Raw genomic sequence first — 22,174 nt, 5'->3', positions numbered from 1 at the left:
CGTGGCCGCGGCCGGCGACGGGCCCTGGCTCGACGGCGCGGCCGGCCGCCTGGTGCGGCCCTATCAGGTCAGCAACGGCCGGACCCGGCCGAGCACCGCGCTCGACCTGCTGTCCCAGGTGCTGTCCACCGGCGTCACCCCCCTCGGTTACCTCGGCCCCGAGCACGCCCAGGCACTCGAACTGTGCCGGGACCCCGTGTCGGTGGCCGAGGTCGCCGCGCATCTGAAGCTGCCGGCAGCAGTGACCAAGGTGTTGCTGTCCGACCTCGTCGACTGCGGGGCGCTGTCCATGAAGGCCCCGACGTTCCACCACAACCCCACTGACCGGTCTCTTCTGGAGGCAGTGCTCGATGGACTACGACGACAGCTCTGACCCTTTCCCCACCGCGTTGAAGATCCTGGTGGCGGGAGGCTTCGGGGTGGGCAAGACCACCTTCGTCGGCGCGGTGAGCGAGATCGCGCCGCTCAGCACGGAGGAACTGCTGACCACGGTCAGCGCCGCGACCGACAGTCTCGACGGCATCGAGAACAAGGTCGAGACGACCGTCGCGATGGACTTCGGGCGCATCACCCTCGACCCGGAACATGTGCTGTACCTGTTCGGCACGCCCGGACAGGAACGGTTCTGGTTCATGTGGGACGAGCTTTCCGAAGGCGCGCTCGGCGCGGTGATCCTCGCCGACACCCGGCGCCTCGAGGACTGCTTCGCCGCGGTCGACTTCTTCGAACAGCGTGGCCTCGGCTTCATCGTGGCCGTCAACGAGTTCGACGGCGGCTTCCGCTACGACCCGGAGGAGGTGCGGGCGGCCATCGACCTCGACCCGGGCGTACCGGTCGTGCGCTGCGACGCGCGGATCTCCAGTTCGGGCGTGCAGACCCTGCTCACCCTCGTCCGCCACCTGCTCGCACACGCACCCACACGCGCCCCGAGCCACGGAGCACACACATGAGTTACGACCCGTCGCGTCCGGCCGGTCGGCTGCTGCTCACGCCCGAGGACAAGGAGGCACCCGCCCGGACGCGCCGACTGCGTGTGCTGGGCCTGGGCGAACGCGCGGAACCGGCTCTCGACGCGTTCGCGCGGCGGCTCGCCGAGCTGGCCGGGGCGCCGTACGCGATGGTCAACTTCATCGGCGAGGAACGGCAGTTCTTCGCGGGCCTGCACACCCGGCCCGTGGCCACCCGGCACGGCGGTGGTGGAGGCGACGACGTCGGCGTCGGTGGGAGTGGCAATGGCAGCGCCAAGTCCCATGGCGACGCCGACCTCCGCGGCTCGGCGCCGCCGTCGATCGGACTCCACCGCCACATGGCCCGCGACTACGGGTTCTGCCCCCACGTGGTGGTCCGCCGCAAGGCGCTGGTCCTGGAGGACGTCCGGGACTATCCGCGCTTCGCGGGCAACCCGGTCGTCGACGAGTTCGGCATCCGCTCCTACCTCGGCGCCCCGCTCCTCGACCGCACGGGCATCGCGCTCGGCACGGTGTGCGTCACCGATGTCGAGCCCAGGCCGTGGGGAAGGTCCGGTCTGGACACCATCAAGGCGATGGCGGCGGAGCTGGTCGAGCAGATCGAGCTGCGGGAGGGCGGGTTCTGACCGGGAACCGGCCCGCTCGTGTGTGTCGGCGCCACATGGTTCGTACGCGATCCGTGGCCCCTGGGACATGGGTCGGGGCGTGAGTCGGACCGAGACGGGTCGGACCGAGACGGGTCAGACCGAGACCGTGTCGCCCTCCGGGAAGGTGATCCGGACCTCGTGTCCCTCGACCTCGCAGGACACCGACTCCCGTAACGCCTGGGGGTGCACGGAGTCGCGGGTCAGCGCGAGCAGCGTGACGTACACGCCGCCGTCGCCCGGGTGGCCCGCGGCGCACCGGAGGTACGGCGTCGCCGAGTGGGGCCCGAAGGCGTTGGCCTCGGCCTCGCGCGCGATGCCCGTGTCCTCGTCCCAGCCGTGCAGCGCGACGACCACGCTGGTCAGCCCGTCGCCGGTGCGGGCCAGCGCCCAGCCGTACCCCCGTTCCGCGGTGGGCCGGGCCGGGGCCGCGACCGCGTAACCGCCCTCCCGGACCGTCGTGCCGGACGGGGCGAGCACCCGGTGCACGCGGATCTCCCAGGGGCCGCGCAGCACGCTGGTGGTGTCGATCGTGAACCGTTCCTCGCCGCCGGGCAGCACGCCCTCCTGGCGGGAGGCCGCCGTCCGCCCGGAGCAGTGCAGCGGCACGACGGCCCGTCTGCGTGACGCGGTGCCGTCCGGGGCCACCAGTGCGATGTGCCCGTCGACGTTCCGCCGCCACGCGTGCGCCGCGGCCTCGGGTGCCGTCGCCGTCGAATAGCCGAACTTCGAGGAGTGCGGATCGTCCTCGGCGGGCCCGGACGGCGAGGTGCGGTCGCTGCCGTGGTTGATCAGCCGCACGATGCCGTCGTGCTTCGTGCCGTGCAGCAGCCAGCCCGGCGCCGGGAGCGCGGTGCAGTGGTCCGACTCCTCGACCGGCAGAGGCAGTTCGCGTGCCGTCCACACCGGATGCTCCGGCGGAAGCAGCAGACCCAGGAACGCCGTGCTCGCCCAGTACGGCGAGGCCGGCCCCGAGTGCGCCCGCGCCACCGGCAGGAACGTGTCGTACCAGCCGAGCGGCAGCAGACCCCGCTCGTCGGGCACCCCGCGCTCGACGAAGTGCCGTACCGCGCCGGACGCCAGCCGTCTGGTGAGGCCCGGGGCCAGCGGCGTACAGCCCGCGAGGGCGCCCAGCCACACGGGGGCGGTGGTGGCGAAACGGTACGTCAGGGAGCCGCCGTGGTGCACGGGAGCGCCGTCACCGCCGAAGAACCGCGGGTGCACGGTGAGGAACCGGGCGAGCCGTTCGCGGTGGACCTGGCCGCGACCGCCGCCCCCGCCGCCGGTCATCCGGCTCCACAGCAGCGGATACAGGTGCAGGGCCCAGCCGTTGGAGTGGTCGAAGGTCCGGCCCTCACCGTCGCTGTACCAGCCGTCGCCCGCGTACCAGTCCTCCAGCCGGTCGAGTCCGGCGTCGATGTCGTCCTGCCGGTACGGCGCGCCGACCGAGGCGAGGAACTGCTCGGTCACCACCTGGTGGAGGCGCCTGTGGTCGTCCGGGGTGCGGCGGCCCACGACTCCCCACAGCCAGTCCACGACCCGCTCGCGCGTCCCGGTGTCAAGGCGGTCCCAGATCCAGCGGCGGCTCTCGTGCAGTCCGACGGAGATCGCGGCGGCCTCCGCCATCTGCCGGGACAGGTCGGTGAGTTCGGGCCAGGCCTCGCCGCTGTCGCGGTCGGTGCCCGTTGTCAGACCCCGCGCGTAGCGTTCCACAAGACGGGGATCGACATCGCCCTGCGCCCCGGCGATCCGGAAGGAGGCCAGCAGAAATGACCGCGCGAACCCTGCGAGCCCGTCCGGCACCACGCCCGACGAGGAGGCCCGGCCGGGCAGCCGGTACTGCGCGTACCCCGGCGTCGCGTACGGCACCAGGGCCTCCAACTGCCGGTCGGCGAGCGTCTCCCAGTGCGCCCGCGTCCAGCCGGTGTGCGGTGACAGGACGTGATCGGCGGGCGGCAGGGACACATACGGTGCGGGCATGGCGGGGTTCCGACTCCTCGGTCGCCGGGCGCGTTCGCGACTCTCCGATCCAGCGCTGGTCCGGCTGTCTGATCCAGCTTTCCGAAGAGGGATACGGCTGGTGGCCACCGAGGGATCAATCGAGCCGTACGCGTACGCGAAGACGTGACCTGAGGGCCCCCGCGGTGCCGGTGTGAAGGAAAGCTGCGGCACAGGTTAAGAAAACCTCGATGGACCCGGAGGGCCGACGTACGGCAGATTGCTGATCGAATCCACTCCTCTCCCCGGTGCGGGTGTCCTTCGGCATGCCCGCATCCGGGACCTCACGCACGGGAGCCCCGTTGAAGGCGCTGGTCAAGGAGAAGGCGGAGCCAGGGCTTCGGCTCATGGACGTACCGGAGCCGGCCGTCGGCCCCGGCGAGGTGCTGATCAAGGTCCTGCGGACCGGGATCTGCGGCACCGACCTGCACATCCGCAACTGGGACGGCTGGGCGCGGCAGACCGTCAAGGCGCCGCTGGTGCTCGGCCACGAGTTCGTCGGCGAGGTCGTGGAGACGGGCCGTGACGTCGGCGACATCGCGGTGGGCGACCGGGTCAGCGGCGAGGGCCACCTCGTCTGCGGGAAGTGCCGCAACTGCCAGGCCGGACGGCGCCACCTGTGCCGCGCGACGGTGGGACTCGGCGTGGGCCGCGACGGCGCGTTCGCCGAATACGTGGCGCTGCCCGCGACCAACGTCTGGGTGCACCGTGTCCCCGTCGACCTCGACATCGCGGCGATCTTCGACCCGTTCGGCAACGCCGTGCACACCGCGCTGTCGTTCCCGCTGGTCGGAGAGGACGTACTGATCACCGGCGCGGGCCCCATCGGCCTGATGGCGGCAGCCGTCGCCAAGCACGCCGGCGCCCGGCACGTCGTCGTCACCGACGTGAGCGAGGACCGCCTGGAGCTGGCCCGCAAGATCGGTGTCACTCTCGCGCTGAACGTCGCGGAGTCCGGCATCGCGGACGGCCAGCGCGCCCTCGGCCTGCGCGAGGGCTTCGACGTGGGCCTGGAGATGTCCGGCAACCCGGTCGCGATGCGGGACATGCTCGCCAACATGACGCACGGCGGAAAGATCGCCATGCTCGGGCTGCCGTCCGAGGAGTTCGCCGTCGACTGGTCCCGGATCGTCACCTCCATGATCACGATCAAGGGCATCTACGGCCGCGAGATGTTCGAGACCTGGTACGCGATGTCGGTCCTCCTCGAAGGCGGCCTCGACCTCGCGCCCGTGATCACCGGCCGCTACGGCCACCGCGACTTCGAGGCGGCCTTCGCGGACGCGGCCAGCGGCCGCGGTGGCAAGGTCATCCTCGACTGGACCCTCTAAGGGCTCCGGACCGCTTCCACCGTCTTCCGGACTCTCCAAGGACTGATGATGTTCGACTCCGTACGCGACGACCTCCGCACCACCCTCGACGAGATCCGCGCCGCGGGCCTGCACAAGCCCGAGCGGGTCATCGGCACCCCGCAGTCCGCGACCGTCACCGTCACCGCGGGCGGCCGCCCCGGTGAGGTGCTGAACTTCTGCGCCAACAACTACCTCGGCCTCGCCGACCACCCGGAGGTCGTGGCCGCCGCCCACGAGGCGCTCGCCCGCTGGGGCTACGGCATGGCGTCCGTGCGCTTCATCTGCGGCACGCAGGAGGTGCACAAGGAACTGGAGGGGCGCCTGTCCGCGTTCCTCGGCCAGGAGGACACGATCCTCTACTCGTCGTGCTTCGACGCCAACGGCGGAGTGTTCGAGACGCTGCTCGGCGCGGAGGACGCGGTGATCTCCGACGCCCTCAACCACGCGTCGATCATCGACGGCATCCGGCTGTCGAAGGCCCGCCGGTTCCGCTACGCGAACCGTGATCTCGCCGATCTGGAACAGCAGTTGAAGGAGGCCTCGGGCGCCCGCCGCAGGCTGATCGTCACCGACGGCGTCTTCTCCATGGACGGGTACGTGGCCCCGCTGCGCGAGATCTGCGACCTCGCCGACCGCTACGACGCGATGGTCATGGTCGACGACTCGCACGCCGTCGGCTTCGTCGGCCCCGGCGGCCGGGGCACCCCCGAACTCCACGGGGTCATGGACCGCGTCGACATCATCACCGGCACCCTCGGCAAGGCCCTCGGCGGCGCCTCGGGCGGTTACGTCGCCGCCCGCGCCGAGATCGTCGCGCTGCTGCGCCAGCGGTCCCGCCCGTACCTCTTCTCGAACACCCTGGCCCCGGTGATCGCCGCCGCCTCGCTCAAGGTCCTCGACCTGCTGGAGGCGGCGGACGACCTGCGCGAGCGGCTCGCCGCGAACACCGCGCTGTTCCGCTCCCGGATGGCCGAGGAGGGCTTCGACATCCTCCCCGGCGACCACGCCATCGCCCCGGTGATGATCGGGAACGCGACCGTCGCCGGGCGGATGGCGGAGCTGCTCCTTGAACGCGGTGTGTACGTGATCGGCTTCTCCTACCCCGTGGTCCCGCAGGACAAGGCCCGCATCCGCGTACAGCTGTCCGCCGCCCACTCCACCGACGACGTGAACCGCGCCGTGGACGCGTTCGTGGCCGCCCGCGCGGAGCTGGCGGGGGAGTAGGCGCAAGCGCGGCGCGGAGGGGTGGAGGCGCCGGCGCAGGGCAGACGGGGCGGAGGCCCGAGCGGGAGGCCGAGTGCTGTGAACCTTTGAGAGAATCAGCCGCATGATCGAAGCACGGCGGCTGCACATCCTGCGGGCGGTGGCGGACCACCGTACGGTGACGGCCGCCGCCGCCGCGCTCTACCTCACCCCCTCCGCGGTCTCCCAGCAGCTGACGGCCCTGGAGCAGGAGACGGGACACCGCCTGGTCGAGCGCGGCGCCCGGGGCGTGCGGCTCACCCCCGCGGGCGAGATCCTGCTCAGCCACACCAACGCCGTCCTCGCGCAGCTGGAGCGGGCCGAGGCCGAACTCGCCGCGTACAGCTCGGGGTCGGCCGGTACGGTCAGCGTCGCCTCCTTCGCGACCGGTATCGGCCTGGTCGTCGCGCCCGCGCTGGCCCGGCTCGCGCGCACGGCCCCCGGCATCCGCATCCGCGTCCAGGACGCCGAGGGCGACGCCAGCCTGCCGATGGTGCTCGACCGCCAGGTCGACGTGGCGGTCGCCGTCGAGTACCGCGGCGCCCCGGACGCCGACGACCCGCGCCTCGCGCACATCCCCCTGTACGCCGAACCGTTCGACGCCGTCGTGCCGGAGACCCACCGCCTCGCCGACCGTACGGAGGTGCCGCTCGCCGAGCTGGCCAAGGACCCGTGGATCGGCCCGTACCCGGGCAACCCCTGCCACGACGTGGTGGTCCTGGCCTGCGAGCACGCCGGTTTCCAGCCCCGGCTCGAACACTCCTCGGACGACTTCCGGGCGGTGGTCGCGCTCGCGTCGGCGGACGCGGGGGTCGCCCTCGTACCGCGCTCGGCGCTGCACGGCATGGACCTCGCGGGAGTGGTCGTGCGTCCTGTCGACGGCGTCGCCCCCACCCGCCGGGTCTTCGCCGCGGTACGCCGGGGAGCCGAGGCCCACCCACTGATCTCGCCGGTGCTGGAGGCGCTGGCGGAGGTGGCACCAGGCGTCCCGCATTTGGGATAGGATCCCGAATGTGAGACGCGATGACGGAGGCATGACCCCCGCAGACGCCCAGCCCGACCCCATGGACGTCCGGCTCGGCGCCCGGCTGGCCGAGCTGCGGGCCGAACGAGGCTGGTCACTGGGCGAGTTGGCGGAACGCAGCGGGGTGAGCCGCTCGACCCTGTCACGGGCCGAACGCGCCGAGATCAGCCCCACGGCCGCACTTCTCAACCGCTTGTGCGCCGTCCATGGGCGCACGATGTCGCGACTGCTCAGCGAGGTCGAGGCCGAGGCCGAACCGGTCCCGCTGGTGCGCGCCGCCGACCAGGCCGTATGGGAGGACAGGGCTTCCGGTTTCGTACGCCGCTCGGTGTCCCCGCCGCACGCGGGGCTGCGCGGCGAACTCGTCGAGGGACGGCTCGCCGCCGGCGCCGACATCGCCTACGACCGGCCTCCCGTACCCGGCCTCGAACAGCACATCTGGGTGCTGGACGGGCGGCTGGAGGTCACCGCCCAGGACGCCGAACACCGGCTCGACACCGGCGACTGCCTGCGGCTGCGGGTGTGGGGGCCCACGCGGTTCCGCTGCCCCGGACCGCAGGACGCGCGCTACGCACTGGCGGTGGTGCTGCCGTGACCGCCAGGGACACCGTTACGTGCGGAAGGCTGACGGCTGATCAGTTGCTGGCCGCTGTCGGCGAGTTGGGGGATCTGCTGGCCGACACCGTCGACGGAGGCGCGTCGATCGGCTTCCTCGCCCCGCTCGACCGCGCCGCGGCCGTCGACTGGTGGCGAAGGCTGGCGCCCTCGCTCGCGGACGGCTCCCTCGCCGTATGGGCCGCGTACCTGGACGGCGAGATCGTCGGCACGGTGAGCCTCGTCTTCCCGGACAAGCCCAACAGCCGTCACCGGGCCGAGGTGGTGAAGCTCATGGTGCACAGGGCGGGGCGGGGGCGCGGGCTCGGCCGCGCGCTGCTGGCCACGGCCGAACGCGCCGCGGCCGAGGCAGGGGTGACCCTGCTCAGCCTGGACACCGAGACCGACAGCCCGGCCGAGTCGCTCTACCGGTCGGCCGGGTGGACCAGGGCGGGCGTCATCCCCGACTACGCGAGGACTCCCTCGGGGGAGCTGCGCCCGACCACGATCCTCTACAAGTACGTGCCTGCTGTGCGGGACCGGGCCCCGGCCCGTTCATGAACGGGTGAAGAACCACTCGTGGTTGTTCTGGCCCTCCGGGGCGCAGGGCCAGATGATCAGGCTGCGCGTGGAGTCGTTGTTGGCGTAGGAGTCCAGGCACTGGTTGTTGCTGGCGGCGTTGCGTATCCAGAACCTGCCGTCGGACTGCTTGTCCAGCCACCACAACTGGTTGTCGTTCGTGGTGCCGTTGCACGGAAACTCCGTGACCTTGGTGGCACCTCCGACGCCCCGGTAGCCGGGCAGGTCCAGGCACATGCTGTCCATGACGTTGCGGATCTGGAAGAGCGGTGCCCCGCCGGGTCCGGCCTTGTCGTAACGCTTCTCGACATTCCACAGCTGGTTGTCGTCGGTGTTGCTGTTGCACGTCGCGTGCGTCACCGGCCCGTCCGCCTTGCCACTGCTGAAGCCGGGGACGTCCACGCAGGTGCCGTTGGTGTTGTTCTTGATCAGCACCCTGGTCAGGACGGCCGGCAGAGTGCTCGGCGCCTTCTTCGTGACGGCCTTCTTCTTCGCCTTCTTGCTCGGCGAAGGACTGGGTTTCGGGGCGGGTGCGGCGGCCTCCTCCGCGACCGGCGGCGCGGCGGCCTTCTTCTCCGCCTTCTTCTTCTCGGGCTTCGTCTTCGTGGGGGAGGGCGTCTGGGTCGCGAAGACACCGGCCGGGCCGTTGCCCTCGTTCAGCACGGTGTCGGCGGCCGCCGTGTCGACGGTCTTCTTCTCGTCGTCCTTGCCCGTCGCCGTGATCAGCAGCGGCACGGCTATCAGGAGGGCGCCCGCCAGGGCGGCACCGGCGAGCACCGGCTTCTTGGGCCGCCCGACCGCGCTCTGGGTGGAGACGGCCGTGCCGCCGTTGGCGGCGGCGGCGATCGCGATGGCCTCGTGCTGCTCCCTGGTCGCCGCGGCGGAGAGCGCTCGCGCGCTGTTCCGGTCCGGGGTCTCCTCGGCGGGGGAACTCCCGGAAGTGCCCTTCGCGTTCTCGCCTGCTTCTGCTTCTGCTTCTGCCTTCGCCTCGCCGGGCTCCGCGGGGTCGCTCGCGGCTTTCTCGGCCTTCCCGGCGGTCACCTCGGCGGTCGTGGTGCCCCCGGCCTCCCCGGTGGCGGTGGTGGTGTCGGCACCGGCCTCCGGCTCGCTCGCGGTGGCCTTTTCCGCGTCGGTGCCTTCGGACGTGGAGGCGGTCGGGGGCTTCCCGGCGCCGGTGCCGGTTCCGGTGAGCTGGGCCGCGACGGACTCGGCGTCGGGTGTGGTGGATGCCGCTGAGCGGGCGGAGGACTCTCCCGAGGCCTGCTGCTGGTCGGACATGTACTTCCATACCTTTCCTCTGGGCCGACGGGGAAGAGAGGAAACTGTTGTCTGGGCGGGGTACGACCCGGTATGCGGGGGGCGCGGGTCGTACAGCTGTGGCCAGAGTAGTTGGTGTTGCGTCGGAAGCTGTCTCCAGGCGGTGAACTACGGGAGCTCGGGGTGGTGTTGCGGCGCCGGACCGGGTGGCGTCACCGTGCCGCCCCGCACTGTCCGGACCGGGCCGACCGCCGTTGTCAGTGCCATTGGCTACGGTGCGTTCCATGCAGGATGCCGATGACGTACGCCGAATCTGTCTCTCTCTGCCCGACACGGTGGAGAAGATCGCCTGGAGCATGCCCACCTTCAGGGTGGCGGGGAAGATGTTCGTCACCCTGCCCGAGGAGGAGACCTCCATGGCCGTGCGCTGTCCGAAGCCGGAGCGTGACGAACTCGTCCTCGCCGAGCCCGGGAAGTTCTGGATCGCCGCTCACGAGGCCGGGTCCGCGTGGGTGCGTGTGCGGCTGGCCGCCCTCGACGACGCGGACGAGTTGCGTGACATCCTCGCGGACTCCTGGCGGCAGGCGGCGCCGCCCCGACTGCTGGAGTCCTACCCGGAGTTGGGGGCCGTGGCGGACGGCTGAGAAGCGGGTCCGGGCGGCGCCGGTCAGGCGGATCCGGGCAAGTGGCGCCGGTCAGACTTGCGCCCGCACACCCAGCGCCCGGATACCCGGCGCCCGTCCGCCCAGGAACCCGTCGATCCGCTCCCGCAGGGACTTCGCGTCCAGCCCGTGCGCGGCCGCATGCTCCTCGAAGAGACCGTAGCGGCGCAGCTCCCGGCGGCCCACGCCGAGGCCGAGCACGCGGTGCGGCAGATCTGCCAGGGCGTCGTTCACGGCGGAGACCGAGGTCCCGGCCAGATACGGCTCGACGAGGACCACGTCGGCGCCGGCCCCTTCCGTGGCGCGGCGCAGCGCCGGTGAGTCGAAGGGCCGCACGGTCGTCGCGTACAGCACGGTGACATCGAGCCCCTCTGTCGCGTCGAGCACCGGGTCGAGCATCGGACCGACCGCGACGACCACACCGGCCCGCCCTTCGCGGACGGTGTGGAACCGGGCGCCGTCGACGGCCAGAGCCTGACCGTTCGACTGCGCGGACAGTCGTACGTACACCTTGTCGTCGCCCGCCGCGACGGCGTGCCGCAGCAGCGTCTCGGCCTCGTCCGGATGTCCCGGCACGTGCACGGTCCAGCCGTCCAGGGTGTCGAGGAGGGCCACGTCGCCGGGGGACATGTGGGTGTAGCCGCCCGCGGGCCAGTCGAACGACGCGGCCGCGCTGACCAGGACCGCGCCCACGTCCTGGTGGCCGAGATCCAGTTTGATCTGCTCGAAGGGCCGCTCCACGAGGAAGCTGGCGAACGTGTGCACCACGGGCCGCAGACCGGTCAGGGCCAGGCCCGCGGCCGCCCCGACCAGCAGTTGCTCGCGGATGCCGACGTTGATCACCCGGTCCGGATGCCGGCGCAGCGCCTCCTCGAAACCGGCCACACCGATCTCGGCGAGTACGACGGCGACGCGCGGATCCTCGTCGAGCAGCCGTGCCACGACGGGAGCGAACCGATCACGCATGGTGTCCATGGGGGGACCTTTCGGGAGTACGGGTCAGGAGTGCGGGTCAGCAGTGCGGGTCAGGCGTGCGGGAGAGCCGAGGTCGGCGGGTCCGGCGAGGTCGGTCTCAGTCGTCCTTCGGTTCGACCTGGGCGACGACCACGTGCGGACGGCCCGGGTGAGGTGCCGTGAACGCGGCGTACAGGGCCTCGTGGTCCCGGCCGTCGACGGTCGTGGCGGACCAGCCCGCGGCCTCGAAGCGTGCCGCGATCCCGCCGGGCCGGGCGTAGCTCGCGGAGGAGTTGTCGATCACGACGGTGTGGAGGCGGTCGAGCCCGGCCGGACCCGCGTAGGCGATGGCCTCGTGGTTGCTGCCCTCGTCCAGCTCGGCGTCCCCCACGAGCACCCACACCTGCGGGTCGTCGAGCCCCTGGGCCCGCAGCCCCAGAGCCGTGCCGACCGCGATCGGCAGCCCGTGCCCCAGCGAGCCGCTGCCGATCTCGGCGCCCGCCACCAGCACCCGGTCCGGATGATGGCCGAGCGGCGAGTCGTACGAGCCGAATCCCGGAAGCAGGTCGACCGGGACGAATCCCTTGGCGGCGAGCACCGCGTAGTACGCCATCGGCCCGTGCCCCTTGGACAGCAGGAACCTGTCCCGCCCGGGGTCGTCCGCCCGCTCGGGCCCGACCCGCAGCACGCGGTCGTAGAGGACCCAGAGCACGTCGAGCGTGGACGTCGCCGCCGGTCCGTGCTTCTCGTCCCCGCTCATCAGCCCCATCAGGCCGGGCAGCGCCTCGTACCTGTCGTACTCGTGCTCGTACCCCTGCTCGTGTCGGTGTTCGTGCCGGTGTTCCGTCGCTGTTGTCGTCATACGGACGATCGTGCAACCTCAAGCAAGATTGAGGTCAAGCGGAGGCCGCGGGACAAAAGGAGTGCGCGACCACCGACCCGAGTGCGGTATTGTTTCGATGTCCGTTCGGCCAGGGGAAACCCCAGGTCACCGCGGGCATCGGGACGTGGCGCAGCTTGGTAGCGCACTTGACTGGGGGTCAAGGGGTCGCAGGTTCAAATCCTGTCGTCCCGACGGGAACGTCGCAGGTAGGGGCCATCTTCGGATGGCCCCTACTTCGTGTTCGGGCATGTCACCCGGTGTGTGCCTTGTCCGAGTGCCGGTCGGCCGCGAGGGCCACGTCGATGGCCGTCCAGGCCATGCCGGTCGCCCCGTCGAGTACGGCCCGGTCCGCTGCCGGGGTGCGGCACGCGGCGGTGAACTCCGGTTGGTGGTTGACCGCGGGGCCGCAGTCGAGGCCGAGCATGGGGTGGATGGTGGGCACGGCGTGGGAGACGTTCCCCATGTCGGTGGCGGCGCCCACGACGCTCTTCGGCAGTTCGGGGAAGCGGCGGCCGAGTGCCGTCGCGTTGGCGACCCACAGCTCCAGCAGGTCCCGGTCCGGTCGCAGGTCGGCGTAGTCCGGGCCGACCGGCGTGGTGGACAGCTCGCAGCCGGTGGCCAGCGCGCCCGCCTCGAAGCAGCGGTGCACCCGCTCGGACAACGGCCGCAGGGCGTCCAGGCTGTCGCTGCGCACGATCCAGCGGCCCCTGCTGACGTCGGGGACGATGTTGGCTGCGGAGCCGGCCTGGGTGACGATGCCGTGGACGCGGTCGGAGGCGGTCGTCTGCTGGCGCAGCAGCCCGATGGCCACCTGGGCGACGGTCATGGCGTCCGCCGCGTTGACGCCCAGCTCGGGGTAGGCACCGGCATGGGCCGCCCTGCCTTGGTAGGTCACGTCGAACTGGGTGACGGCCAGGCCGGGCATCGCCGCCATCTCGACCGCGGCCGGATGGACCATCATGGCCGCGTGCACGCCGTCGAAGGCGCCCCGTTCCAGCATCAGCGCCTTGCCGCCGCCGCCTTCCTCGGCGGGGGTGCCGAGCACCCGTACGGTCAGGCCGAGTTCGTCCGCCAAGGGGGCCAGGCCGATACCGGCGCCGACAGCCGCGGCGGCGATGACGTTGTGGCCGCAGGCGTGCCCGATGTCGGGCAGGGCGTCGTACTCCGCGCAGATCGCGATGTGGGTCGGCCCGGTGCCGACCGTCGCCTCCACGGCGGTCGGCAGTCCGCAGTACCCGTGCCGGACCTCGAACCCCGCGTCGCTGAGGGCGTCGGCGACCCATCGGCTGGCGAGATGCTCCTCGAAGGCCAATTCGGGGTGGGCGTGGATCCGGCGGGACAGGGCGATCAGGTCGTCCGCCCCGGCACGGATGTGCCGTGCCGCGGCTTCCTTCGCGGTGGTCACCGGCCGGCCGCCGGGACGCCGGCGGCGATGTGCACGGCGGCGGGCCGGGTCGCCGCGTCCAACGCGGCACGGGCCCCGGTGGCTCCCATACCGCTGTCGCGAGCGGGTTCGTACAGGCGCTCGGGGCCGCCGCCCTGCCACTGGTTGACCCAGACGACCCCCACCGGCAGCTGTGCGGCCGCCGCGATGTGATCGGGGTCGTCGGTGTAGACGGTGGCGGCGAGGCCGTAGCGGGAGGCGGCCGCGCGGGTGAGGCCCTCCTCGAAGCTCGGCACGACGGTGACGGGCGCCACGGGGCCGAACGTCTCCTCGGTCATCACGAGCATGGAGTCGTCGACCCCGGTGAGCACGGTCGCCGGGTAGAAGTAGCCGGGACGTTCCGGTACGGCTCCGCCCGCGCGCACGGTGGCGCCCTTGTGGACGGCGTCCTCGACATGGCGTCGTACGGTGTCGCGTTGCCGCGCGTCCACCAGCGGTCCCAGCATCGTGGCGGGGGCGAGACCGTCGCCGACGGTGAAGGTCCGGGCCGCGGCGACGAGCGCCTCGACGAACTCGTCCGCGATCCGCTCATGGACGTAGATCCGCTCCATGGAGGTGCAGATCTGGCCGGTGTTGACGAACGCGCCGAACGCGACGGCCTGCGCGGTGGCCACCGGATCGACCCCGGCGTCGATCACGACGGGGTCCTTTCCGCCGAGTTCCAGCACGCAGCGCCTCAGGCGGCGCCCGGTCGCCGCCCCCACGGCGCGGCCGGCCCCGACCGAGCCGGTGAAGTGGACGAGCTGTACGTCTTCGTGTTCCGTCAGCGCCGCGCCGGTGCGGGCGTCGCCGAGGACCAGGTTCAGTACGCCCGGCGGCAGCCCGCTGGAGACTGCCAGCTCGAACAGCCGCACCGCGGAGACCGGGGAGTGCTCGGAGGGCTTGGCCACGACGGTGTTCCCGGCGGCGAGCAGCGGGCCGAGTGCGCCGAGGACCATGACGACGGGGAAGTTCCAGGGAGTGATCACGGCGGTCGCGCCGAGCGGGTGGCGGACGATGTCGGTCCGGGCTGCCGCCGGGCCCGTACCCGTAGCTGCTCCCGAACCCGGACCGGTCACCGTTTCGCTGAACGGGTAGGTGAGTGCCTGGTCCGCGGCGGCCTTCAGTCCGGCCACGGCCCCCGCTATGAACGAGCTGCCGATACCGACCGGTTTGCCCATCTCCCGGCATTCCAGTTCGGCCAGTTCCACGGCGTGCGCGGCGATCGTGTCGGACCAGGCGTGGATCAGTTCCACGCGCCGCGCCACGGTGAGCGCGGCCCACGCGGGCTGTGCCGCGACCGCCGCGGTGACGGCGCGGTCCACGTCGTCGGCGTCGCCCGCGCGGAAGGATGCGAAGGCCTCCTCGGTGGCGGGGTTGACCACGGCGACGATGTTCTCGCCGGCCGGCTCTACCCACCGGCCGCCGATGAGGTTCTGGAGGGTTTCCATGGTGGTGACCGTTTCTCTTCGGTACGGGGCGGGCCCGGGCGTCGCGATACGGGACGGGATCAGGCGTCGAGGCGGTCGGCCATGAGTTCGCCGGTCATGATGGCGGCGAGGTTGGTGTTGGCCCGGGGCACGGAAGGGAAGATCGAGGCGTCCACGACCCGCAGACCCCGGACACCCTGTACTCGGCAGGCCGGGTCGACGACCGTTCCGGCGGCCCCGGGAGCGCCCATCCGGCAGGTGCTCGTGCCGTGCTGGGCGTCGAGGACCGTGGACAGCAGGTGGTCGTCGAGGTCGCCGTCGTTCGCGAGGGCCTCGAAACAGCGGACGGTTCGCCTCTTCGACCGATCCGCCGAGGACGGCGGCCGTCTCGGCGCGGCCGCTCAACTCGACGAGGGCACGCACGCCCTCCCGCATCGGGGCGAGATCACGCTCGGCGGACAGCATCCGCTGGGCGACGTACGGGTGTGCCGTGGGGTCGGTGGAGACCAGGGTCAGCTCACCGCGCGAGTGGGTCCGGTTCAGCCAGACACCGAAACCACCGGCGTGCGACTCGGCGTTCGCCGTGGCCATGGCCAGCACGTTCTGGTTGAGCGAGACGAACATGAGGTCGTCGGAGTGCGTGCCCGTCCCGCTGGACCAGCGCACACAGACGTTGGTGTGCCGGTCGTGCGGTGACTTGATGGCGGCCTCGGCCCGCAACGGCAGCGAGAGCACAGCCATCGCGTGGTCCTGCATGCCGAGCCCGACCGGCAGGTCCTGGCGGACCTCGATCCCCAGCGCCCGCAGCCCGGCGGCGGGGCCGATGCCCGAGCGCAGCAGGATCGCCGGGGAGTGGATCACACCCGCGCTGAGGATCACCTCGTCCGCGTACTCGGTGACGACGGATCCGTCGATCACCACCCGGACACCGACCGCGCGGTCGTTCTCGAAGACGACGCTGTCCACCAGCGCGTCGCCGCGGACGGTGAGGCCGGTCAACCCACGTGCGGGTTCGAGATAGGCGTCGTTGACGCTGACGCGGCGGGAGCCACGGGAGTTGATCGGGTAGGGCGAGACCCCGGTGGCGCCGGGCGCGTTGACGTCGGGCGCCCAGCCGAACCCCGCCGCCAGGGCCGAGTCGGCCAGGGCCCGGTCGGCGCCTCCCCAGGCGTCCTTCGGGGTCCGGTGGATCGGGGTCGGTCCGCCGCGGCCGTGATAGGGCAGGTCGCCGAACTCGTCGTCGTCCTCCAGCTTGGCGAAGTACGGCAGCACGTCCTCGGGCGCCCAGCCGGTACAGCCGAGCCGGGCCCACTCCTCGAAGTCCTCCACCGGCGGCCGGATCGCGATCTGGCCGTTGACGGACGAGCTGCCGCCCACGCCCCGGCCGCGCCAGTACGGCGCCTGCTGCTGCTTCTCGGTGCGCGAGGAGTTCAGGCCGGTCCACACGAGGTGTTCCGAGGCGGTGGGGTCCATGAGGGCCACCACGGGATTGGGCGAGCGCCACACCTCCGGCAGCTGCGCCGAGCGGTAGTCGGGGCCCGCCTCCAGCAGGAGGACCCGTCGGCCGCGAGCGGCGGCGCGGGCGGCGATCGCCGCACCCGCGGAGCCCGCGCCGACGACGATCAGGTCATGATCGTGCTGTGCCATCTCTACATCCTTGATGTGGGAGCGTCCCGTGCCGGTGACTCCTGCGCGGATGCTGGTAATCTGACGTACCGGGAAAGTTCAGTCAAGAATGAATATTCATTTTTTTCCATACAGGGGGATCGGTGTCGCCAGCCGCCGACAACGGCTCAGTCATGGGTGACGGCAGCCCGGCCATGGGCGACGGGCCGCTGATCGAGGACTTCGGGCAGCGGATCGGGCGCGCGATGGGATGGCCGCCGATGGCGGGGCGGCTCGCGGGCGTCCTGATGCTCAGCCCGGCCCCCATGACGCTGTCGGAACTGCAGGCGGCCCTGGGGGCCAGCAAGGGCTCGGCGTCGGAGATGACCCGCCTGCTCATCACGAACGGCACGGTCGAACGGGTCAAGGTGCCGGGCGTGCGCCAGGCCGGTTACGTGTGGCGCGACGACGCGTGGAGCGGCTGCCTCCAGCACCAGCTCCACCAGACCGAGGAATTGTTCGAACTCGCGCGGAACGCGCAGGAGCGGGGACCACACCTGCCGGAGGCTCAGCGGGCGCGACTGCGGGACATGCACACCTATTACGACTTCATGGTGCGGGAGTTGCGGCGCCTGCTCGACGAGTACCAGCGGCTGCACAACGGGTAGGCGCGGCTCCGCGGGCCGGAACGGGTCGGCAGGAGTCAGTCCCTGCCCATCAGGTCCTCCGCCGACAGGTGTTCCACCGTCCGGCCCGTCTCGGTGAACGTGCGGGTGACGTGGCCCGAGGAGTAGACCCACAGGATGCGCAGCGGGGTGTCCCCGACGTTGCGGAACAGGTGGGGGACGGGGGCCGGGACGTAGGTGGTGTCGAACCGCTCCAGCCTGGTCACCTCCCCGTCGACCCACACCTCCGCCTCGCCCTCAAGGACCGTCACGTGCTCGTCGCAGTTGTGTGAGTGCAGCGGCGCCCCGGAGCCGACCGGATACACGCTCATCCCGCTGGTGATCCTGTTCTCCCCGCCCGCCGACGGCGTCGTGATCAGCGGGGTCGTCACCACGGCGCCGCCGCGGTCGAGCAGGGGTACCGACGCGGCCTTGATGATCGTGGTCATCCGGGATTCCACCTCACCGTTCTCTCGCTTCCTCCGATGCTGCGTCGACCGACGTTAGGTCGCGTTTCCGCGAATGGGTGCCCTCCGGCGTGCAGTTTTACCTTGCGTTCCAGGAGGGGTGAGCTTCTCGGACCCGGCTGTACCGTCGGCTGCCATCGCACGGCTTGTCGATCCGCGTACGAGACGCGCCGGAAAGAAAAGGCAGGTATCGGCCAGATGAGGCTCCCCGTTCTCAGCGATGAGGAAATGAATCCGCGGCAGCAGGAGTTGGCCGCCCGTATCGCCGGCCGCCGTGGTGCCGTCCGTGGACCGTTCAGGGTCTGGCTGCACAGCCCGGACATGTGCGAACGGGCCGAGTCCCTGGGCGCGTTCGCCCGCTTCGACTGCGGCCTGCCCGAGCATCTGCGCGAACTCGCGCTGCTGCTGGCCGCCCGGAACTGGGACGCCCAGTACTCCTGGAACGCGCATGTGCGCCAGGCGGTCGAGGCAGGCATCCCGGAGGCCGCCGTCAAGGCCGTCGCCGAGAAGCGGGAGGCCCGCTTCGACGACGAGGCGGACCAGGCCTTCTACCAGTTCTGCCGCGAGATCCTCGACGAGCACTTCGTCACCGACGAGACCTTCGCCCGCGCCCTCGCGCACTTCGGGTCCAAGGGCCTGGTCGACACCGTCGGAGCCCTCGGCAACTTCACCATGCTCGGCATGTGCCTGAACACCTTCCAGGTGGACCTGCAGGCCGACAAGGCGCCACCGTTCCCGGACATCCGCGGCTACGGGCGCGTACACCCCGACGCCGTACACCCCGAGGACGCGGACCTCGCCGGCGACGGGCCGCGGCCGTGACACCCGTGGTCCGCGTGCGAGGCGTCACCAAGAGCTTCGGCGGAGCAGCCGCGCTGAAAGGCGTCGATCTCGACCTGTACCCCGGTGAGATCCACGCGTTGATGGGCATGAACGGAGCCGGCAAGTCGACGCTCGTACAGGTCCTGTCCGGGGTCCACCAGGCCGACGGCGGCACCATCGAGGTGGGCGGCCGGTCGCACTCCGGACTGAGCGTGCGCAGGGCCCGCCGGCTCGGGATCGCCTGTGTGCCGCAGCGCCGTGAACTGGCGATGGGACTGACCGTCGCCGAGAACGTACTGCTCGGCGACCTGCCCACCCGTGGTCCCGTGGTCGACTGGGCTGCCGTACGCGACCGGGCGCGCGAGGCTCTGTACGCACTCGGGATCGACATCGACGTCCAACGCGTCGCCGGTACGCTCACCGTCGCCGAGCAGACCATGGTCGAGGTGGCCCGGGAGGTCCGCCGAGGCGGCCGGATCCTGGTCCTCGACGAACCGACCGCCTGTCTGAGCGCCAAGGACGCGGGCCGGATACGGGAGTTGGTGCGGACCCTGCGGGACGACGGTGTCGCCGTCGTCTACATCTCGCACTACATCGACGAGGTCATGTCCGTCGCCGACCGGCTCACCGTCCTGCGCGACGGGAAGGTGGTGACCAGCGCCCCGGCCACCGAGATGGACACCGCCTCGCTGGTCCGCGGCATGGTCGGCCGGGACGTGGTCTCGCGGCGACCCGAGCGCCCCGCGCCCAAGCACGAGAGCGGCCTGACCGTACGCGGCCTGAGTCACGGCCGGGCCGTCCGGGACTTCACCGTCGAGGTGCGCAAGGGCGAGATCGTCGCCGTGCTCGGACCCGCGGGCGACGCCCAGTCGAGACTCTTCGACCTGCTGTCCGGGCGGCGGCGCCCCGACAGCGGGGAACTGCTCGTCGACGGCCGGACCGTACCCCTCGGCCGGGTCTCCGCCTCCCTCGCCGGCGGTCTGCGCTGCGTCACGGGCGACCGCCGGACCCTCGGACTGGTCCAGGGAATGGCCCTGGACGAGAATCTGCTGCTCGCCGGCGACCGTCTCGCCCGCCGCCGGCTCCACCGGCGCGGCGAACTGGCCCGCCGCGCCGCGCCGTTGCGCAGCGCATACGGCGTGGTCGCCCTGACCGGCAATCCGCCGGTGGGCCAACTGTCCGGCGGCAACCAGCAGAAGGTCCTGCTGGGCAAGTGGCTGGAGACCGAGCCTGTCGCCTGCTTTCTCGAAGACCCCACCAACGGTGTGGACGTGGCGGCCATGGCCGACATCCACACCCTGGTCGACGACCTCGCCTCGAACGGCGTGGCCGTACTGCTCGCCTCCTCCTCCGCCGAAGAGGTCATGCGCCTCGCCGACCGGGTCGTCGTCGTCAGCGCCGGCCGCACGGTCGCCCACCACGACATCACCGACATCACCCGCGACGAGCTCGTCGCCACCGCACTCGGAGGTCAGCCGCAGTGAGCCTCAAGACCCCCTCCGCCTCGCCCGACGTCGCGGCCGGCCCGTCCGAGCGCACCTCCTCCCGCCTTTCCGTCCGGTCCCTGGTGCGGGCGCCGCACGGCGGACTGATCCTGGTCCTCGTGCTGGTCGCGGTGTTCACCGCCGTCCAGGCCGACTCGTTCACCACCTCGCAGAACCTGCTCAACGTGCTGCGGCAGATCAGCGTGAACGCCGTCCTCGCGGCCGGGCTGACCCTGCTGATGACCTCCGGCGGCATGGACTTCTCCATGGGCAGCAACGCCGCCGTCACCCTGTCGGTGGCCGCGCAGCTGCTGCACGACGGCTGGTCCACGCCCGCCACGGTGGCCGTCGCCCTGTTCCTCGCCACCCTGATCGGGCTGGTGAACGGGGTGGTGGTGACCTTCACCAGGGTCGCCCCGTTCGTCGCCACCCTGGCCACCGCGATGCTGCTGGACGGGGTGGCCCTGCTCGTCATCGACGGCATGAGCGTCACCATCGGCGACAAGATGTCCGCGCTCGGCAACTCCGACCTCCTCGGCATCCCCTACCTGACCGTCGTCGCCGTGCTGGTGCTCGTCGCGATCGGCCTGACCATGCGGTTCACGACCTTCGGCCGGGACGCCTTCGCCATGGGCGGCAACGAGCACGTCGCGCGGCTCAGCGGGATCAGTGTGGCCGGGCGCAAGCTCACGTTGTACGCGCTCGCGGGGGCCCTTGCCGGGCTTGCGGGGCTGATGCTGCTGTCCCGTGTCGGGGCCGCGGCGCCCAACACCGCCGGTCTGCTGACCCAGTTGACGGCTGTGGCCGCGGTGGTCATCGGCGGGACCTCTCTGGCCGGGGGCCACGGGAGTGTGGTGGGCACCGTGTTGGGGGTCGTGCTGCTGGGTGTTGTGGCCAACGCGCTCAATCTGTTGCAGGTCAACAGTAATTACCAGTTCGTGGTGACCGGAGGTGTGCTGCTGGTCGCCGCTGTGGTGAACGAGGTTCAGCGAAGTCGCTCCGCGGGGGTGTAGTTCGTTTTTCCGCGGGCCGGTGGGGGCTGGTCGCGCAGTTCCCCGCGCCCCTTGAGGGCGGCCCCTCCGGGGCGCCCTGCTCAGGGCGCGCGCATGCCCTCGTGGCGCCCTTCTTTTCTTCAACGGTGCAGGAAAGGTCTGATCGTCATGCTCATCAGTCGTCGTCGTGGAGTTGCCGCCGTTTCGATGGTCGGTGTTGCCGCCCTCGTGCTCGCCGGGTGCGGGGCCGAGGACGAGGCGGGGAGTTCCGGCTCCGTCAGTCTCGGGTTCGTGAACGGGTCCAATACGCATTTCCACACCTGTCTCCTCAAGGCCGTCGAGCGGACGGCCGAGGCGGAGGGGGCCGAGATCTACTCGGCCAACTCCAAGCAGGACGCCGGGACCGAGCTGTCCAACATCGAGGACATGATCTCCCGCAATGTGGACGCGCTGATCGTCCAGACCGTGAACGTCGACGCCCTCGAAGGCGACATAGCCAAGGCCGAGCGCGCGGGCATCCCGATCTATCTGACCTCCGTCGCCACCTCGGACATGTCGGACGTCCTCGGTGTCGCCAAGGTCGACCTGAAGAAGGTCGGCAGCCTGGACGCCGGCTGGATCGAGAAGGACGCCGCGGGCAAGGACGTGCAGGTCGGCATCGTCGCGGGCGCGCCGGGCGCCGCCTCCGATCTGCTGGTCGGCGGCTTCAAGAGCGGCCTGCCCGCGACCGCGAAGGTCGTGGCCGATCAACCCGGCATGTTCAACCCCGCCAAGGCGCAGGAAGTCGCCGAGAACATGATCCAGGCCCACCCGGACCTGGACTACGCCTTCGTCGCCAACGAGGAGATGGCCTTCTCCGTACGCAAGGCCTTCGACGCGGCCGGCGCCGAGAACGTCAAGATCGTCTCCGTGAACGGCACCGAGGACGGGGTGGCCGCCGTCAAGAGCGGCCAACTGTCCGCCACCGTGGCGAACTCGGCCATGGTGATCGGGCGGACCGCGGTGAAGAACACGATCGGTCTGCTCGACAAGGACAAGACCGTTGACAAAATTGCCAACATTCCTCTTGTCTTGGTCACCAAGGAAAACGTGAGCGAAGCACCCCAGTACTGCCCCGAGTAGCGAGCGG

General features: G+C 71.3%; 21 protein-coding genes and 1 tRNA gene. 15 read left to right on the top strand and 7 right to left on the bottom strand.

Translation table 11 applies throughout. The features are described from left to right. The first annotated feature begins 1 nt into the window (after position 1). From OHS59_RS08380 to OHS59_RS08370, 3 genes are read left to right on the top strand one after another with little or no spacing between them, the layout of a single operon-like run. On the top strand, positions 2 to 373 hold the full coding sequence (locus tag OHS59_RS08380; RefSeq protein WP_328492743.1) for a DUF742 domain-containing protein: 372 nt from the start codon (positions 2 to 4) through the stop codon (positions 371 to 373). Next, positions 351 to 950 (top strand): GTP-binding protein, encoded by a 600-nt coding sequence (locus OHS59_RS08375; RefSeq protein WP_328492742.1) that lies wholly within the window; start codon positions 351 to 353, stop codon positions 948 to 950. Before OHS59_RS08380 ends, OHS59_RS08375 begins: the two co-directional genes overlap by 23 nt. Further along, the gene (locus OHS59_RS08370) at positions 947 to 1,594 is read left to right on the top strand and encodes a GAF domain-containing protein (RefSeq protein ID WP_328492741.1); all 648 of its coding nucleotides are present in this window, start codon (positions 947 to 949) and stop codon (positions 1,592 to 1,594) included. The genes OHS59_RS08375 and OHS59_RS08370 overlap by 4 nt, the downstream gene beginning before the upstream one ends. A 114-nt stretch (positions 1,595 to 1,708) precedes the next feature. Here OHS59_RS08370 and OHS59_RS08365 read toward each other — a convergent pair whose 3' ends face one another. Beyond that, positions 1,709 to 3,592, bottom strand: coding sequence for a DUF2264 domain-containing protein (locus OHS59_RS08365; RefSeq protein ID WP_328492740.1), 1,884 nt, complete (start codon positions 3,590 to 3,592; stop codon positions 1,709 to 1,711). Positions 3,593 to 3,912: 320 nt separating this feature from the next. Here OHS59_RS08365 and tdh point away from each other — a divergent pair, with 320 nt between their 5' ends. The 5 genes from tdh (at position 3,913) to OHS59_RS08340 (ending at position 8,383) form a co-directional block, all read left to right on the top strand. Beyond that, on the top strand, positions 3,913 to 4,941 hold the full coding sequence (gene tdh / locus OHS59_RS08360; protein ID WP_328499120.1) for an L-threonine 3-dehydrogenase: 1,029 nt from the start codon (positions 3,913 to 3,915) through the stop codon (positions 4,939 to 4,941). Between the two features lie 48 nt (positions 4,942 to 4,989). Then, positions 4,990 to 6,186 carry a glycine C-acetyltransferase gene (locus tag OHS59_RS08355; RefSeq protein WP_328499119.1) on the top strand — a complete coding sequence of 399 codons (1,197 nt, stop codon included), beginning with the start codon at positions 4,990 to 4,992 and terminating at the stop codon, positions 6,184 to 6,186. Between the two features lie 103 nt (positions 6,187 to 6,289). Beyond that, positions 6,290 to 7,207, top strand: a complete 918-nt coding sequence (locus tag OHS59_RS08350) for a LysR family transcriptional regulator (protein WP_328492739.1) — start codon at positions 6,290 to 6,292, stop codon at positions 7,205 to 7,207. Between the two features lie 31 nt (positions 7,208 to 7,238). Next, on the top strand, positions 7,239 to 7,823 hold the full coding sequence (locus tag OHS59_RS08345) for a helix-turn-helix domain-containing protein (RefSeq protein WP_328492738.1): 585 nt from the start codon (positions 7,239 to 7,241) through the stop codon (positions 7,821 to 7,823). Further along, on the top strand, positions 7,820 to 8,383 hold the full coding sequence (locus OHS59_RS08340) for a GNAT family N-acetyltransferase (protein ID WP_443061403.1): 564 nt from the start codon (positions 7,820 to 7,822) through the stop codon (positions 8,381 to 8,383). Before OHS59_RS08345 ends, OHS59_RS08340 begins: the two co-directional genes overlap by 4 nt. Here OHS59_RS08340 and OHS59_RS08335 read toward each other — a convergent pair. Next, positions 8,378 to 9,679 (bottom strand): ricin-type beta-trefoil lectin domain protein, encoded by a 1,302-nt coding sequence (locus tag OHS59_RS08335; RefSeq protein WP_328492737.1) that lies wholly within the window; start codon positions 9,677 to 9,679, stop codon positions 8,378 to 8,380. The genes OHS59_RS08340 and OHS59_RS08335 overlap by 6 nt on opposite strands. 263 nt (positions 9,680 to 9,942) lie before the next feature. On the opposite strand from OHS59_RS08335, the gene OHS59_RS08330 reads away from it, so the two are divergent. After that, on the top strand, positions 9,943 to 10,302 hold the full coding sequence (locus tag OHS59_RS08330; RefSeq protein ID WP_328492736.1) for an MmcQ/YjbR family DNA-binding protein: 360 nt from the start codon (positions 9,943 to 9,945) through the stop codon (positions 10,300 to 10,302). A 51-nt stretch (positions 10,303 to 10,353) separates the two neighbouring features. Here OHS59_RS08330 and OHS59_RS08325 read toward each other — a convergent pair whose 3' ends face one another. Further along, on the bottom strand, positions 10,354 to 11,295 hold the full coding sequence (locus OHS59_RS08325) for a transketolase family protein (protein WP_328492735.1): 942 nt from the start codon (positions 11,293 to 11,295) through the stop codon (positions 10,354 to 10,356). A gap of 97 nt (positions 11,296 to 11,392) precedes the next feature. Beyond that, the gene (locus OHS59_RS08320; protein WP_328499117.1) at positions 11,393 to 12,043 is read right to left on the bottom strand and encodes a transketolase; all 651 of its coding nucleotides are present in this window, start codon (positions 12,041 to 12,043) and stop codon (positions 11,393 to 11,395) included. A 232-nt stretch (positions 12,044 to 12,275) separates the two neighbouring features. Between OHS59_RS08320 and OHS59_RS08315 the strand changes: the two genes are divergently transcribed. After that, positions 12,276 to 12,349 (top strand) — tRNA-Pro (locus tag OHS59_RS08315). A gap of 58 nt (positions 12,350 to 12,407) precedes the next feature. Here OHS59_RS08315 and OHS59_RS08310 read toward each other — a convergent pair. Together OHS59_RS08310 and OHS59_RS44515 are read right to left on the bottom strand one after the other, a co-directional pair. Further along, on the bottom strand, positions 12,408 to 13,562 hold the full coding sequence (locus OHS59_RS08310; protein WP_328492734.1) for a M20 family metallopeptidase: 1,155 nt from the start codon (positions 13,560 to 13,562) through the stop codon (positions 12,408 to 12,410). Beyond that, entirely contained in the window at positions 13,559 to 16,657 is a 3,099-nt protein-coding gene (locus OHS59_RS44515) for an aldehyde dehydrogenase family protein (protein WP_443061402.1), read from the bottom strand. The genes OHS59_RS08310 and OHS59_RS44515 overlap by 4 nt, the downstream gene beginning before the upstream one ends. A 152-nt stretch (positions 16,658 to 16,809) precedes the next feature. Between OHS59_RS44515 and OHS59_RS08290 the strand changes: the two genes are divergently transcribed. Further along, complete coding sequence (locus OHS59_RS08290; protein ID WP_328492733.1) at positions 16,810 to 17,283, top strand: GbsR/MarR family transcriptional regulator; 474 nt, start codon at positions 16,810 to 16,812, stop codon at positions 17,281 to 17,283. A gap of 35 nt (positions 17,284 to 17,318) precedes the next feature. Here the strand turns inward: OHS59_RS08290 and OHS59_RS08285 are convergent, their stop codons facing one another. Further along, positions 17,319 to 17,729 carry a cupin domain-containing protein gene (locus OHS59_RS08285; RefSeq protein ID WP_328492732.1) on the bottom strand — a complete coding sequence of 137 codons (411 nt, stop codon included), beginning with the start codon at positions 17,727 to 17,729 and terminating at the stop codon, positions 17,319 to 17,321. Between the two features lie 246 nt (positions 17,730 to 17,975). On the opposite strand from OHS59_RS08285, the gene OHS59_RS08280 reads away from it, so the two are divergent. From OHS59_RS08280 to OHS59_RS08265, 4 genes are all read left to right on the top strand, one after another. Then, positions 17,976 to 18,569, top strand: coding sequence for a carboxymuconolactone decarboxylase family protein (locus tag OHS59_RS08280; RefSeq protein ID WP_328492731.1), 594 nt, complete (start codon positions 17,976 to 17,978; stop codon positions 18,567 to 18,569). 5 nt (positions 18,570 to 18,574) lie between these two features. Further along, entirely contained in the window at positions 18,575 to 20,053 is a 1,479-nt protein-coding gene (locus OHS59_RS08275) for a sugar ABC transporter ATP-binding protein (RefSeq protein ID WP_328492730.1), read from the top strand. Next, entirely contained in the window at positions 20,050 to 21,066 is a 1,017-nt protein-coding gene (locus tag OHS59_RS08270) for an ABC transporter permease (protein WP_328492729.1), read from the top strand. Before OHS59_RS08275 ends, OHS59_RS08270 begins: the two co-directional genes overlap by 4 nt. Positions 21,067 to 21,252: 186 nt before the next feature. Next, a complete protein-coding gene (locus tag OHS59_RS08265) occupies positions 21,253 to 22,167 on the top strand; it encodes a sugar ABC transporter substrate-binding protein (protein WP_328492728.1) in 915 nt (304 codons plus the stop codon). Positions 22,168 to 22,174 lie beyond the last annotated feature (7 nt).

The organism is Streptomyces sp. NBC_00414 (genome assembly GCF_036038375.1).
Taxonomy (GTDB): Bacteria; Actinomycetota; Actinomycetes; order Streptomycetales; family Streptomycetaceae; genus Streptomyces.
Note: the sequence above shows the minus strand (reverse complement) of the source record. Positions and strands in the feature narration are given on the sequence as shown.

Bases quoted from the DNA above. Each gene is read 5' to 3' on its own strand.
- OHS59_RS08375 (WP_328492742.1), top strand. From the start codon at position 351: ATGGACTACGACGACAGCTCTGACCCTTTCCCCACCGCGTTGAAGATC.
- OHS59_RS08370 (WP_328492741.1), top strand. From the start codon at position 947: ATGAGTTACGACCCGTCGCGTCCGGCCGGTCGGCTGCTGCTCACGCCC.
- OHS59_RS08365 (WP_328492740.1), bottom strand. From the start codon at position 3,592: ATGCCCGCACCGTATGTGTCCCTGCCGCCCGCCGATCACGTCCTGTCA.
- OHS59_RS08355 (WP_328499119.1), top strand. From the start codon at position 4,990: ATGTTCGACTCCGTACGCGACGACCTCCGCACCACCCTCGACGAGATC.
- OHS59_RS08350 (WP_328492739.1), top strand. From the start codon at position 6,290: ATGATCGAAGCACGGCGGCTGCACATCCTGCGGGCGGTGGCGGACCAC.
- OHS59_RS08345 (WP_328492738.1), top strand. From the start codon at position 7,239: ATGACCCCCGCAGACGCCCAGCCCGACCCCATGGACGTCCGGCTCGGC.
- OHS59_RS08335 (WP_328492737.1), bottom strand. From the start codon at position 9,679: ATGTCCGACCAGCAGCAGGCCTCGGGAGAGTCCTCCGCCCGCTCAGCG.
- OHS59_RS08330 (WP_328492736.1), top strand. From the start codon at position 9,943: ATGCAGGATGCCGATGACGTACGCCGAATCTGTCTCTCTCTGCCCGAC.
- OHS59_RS08325 (WP_328492735.1), bottom strand. From the start codon at position 11,295: ATGGACACCATGCGTGATCGGTTCGCTCCCGTCGTGGCACGGCTGCTC.
- OHS59_RS08320 (WP_328499117.1), bottom strand. From the start codon at position 12,043: ATGGGGCTGATGAGCGGGGACGAGAAGCACGGACCGGCGGCGACGTCC.
- OHS59_RS44515 (WP_443061402.1), bottom strand. From the start codon at position 16,657: ATGGCACAGCACGATCATGACCTGATCGTCGTCGGCGCGGGCTCCGCG.
- OHS59_RS08290 (WP_328492733.1), top strand. From the start codon at position 16,810: ATGGGTGACGGCAGCCCGGCCATGGGCGACGGGCCGCTGATCGAGGAC.
- OHS59_RS08285 (WP_328492732.1), bottom strand. From the start codon at position 17,729: ATGACCACGATCATCAAGGCCGCGTCGGTACCCCTGCTCGACCGCGGC.
- OHS59_RS08280 (WP_328492731.1), top strand. From the start codon at position 17,976: ATGAATCCGCGGCAGCAGGAGTTGGCCGCCCGTATCGCCGGCCGCCGT.
- OHS59_RS08265 (WP_328492728.1), top strand. From the start codon at position 21,253: ATGGTCGGTGTTGCCGCCCTCGTGCTCGCCGGGTGCGGGGCCGAGGAC.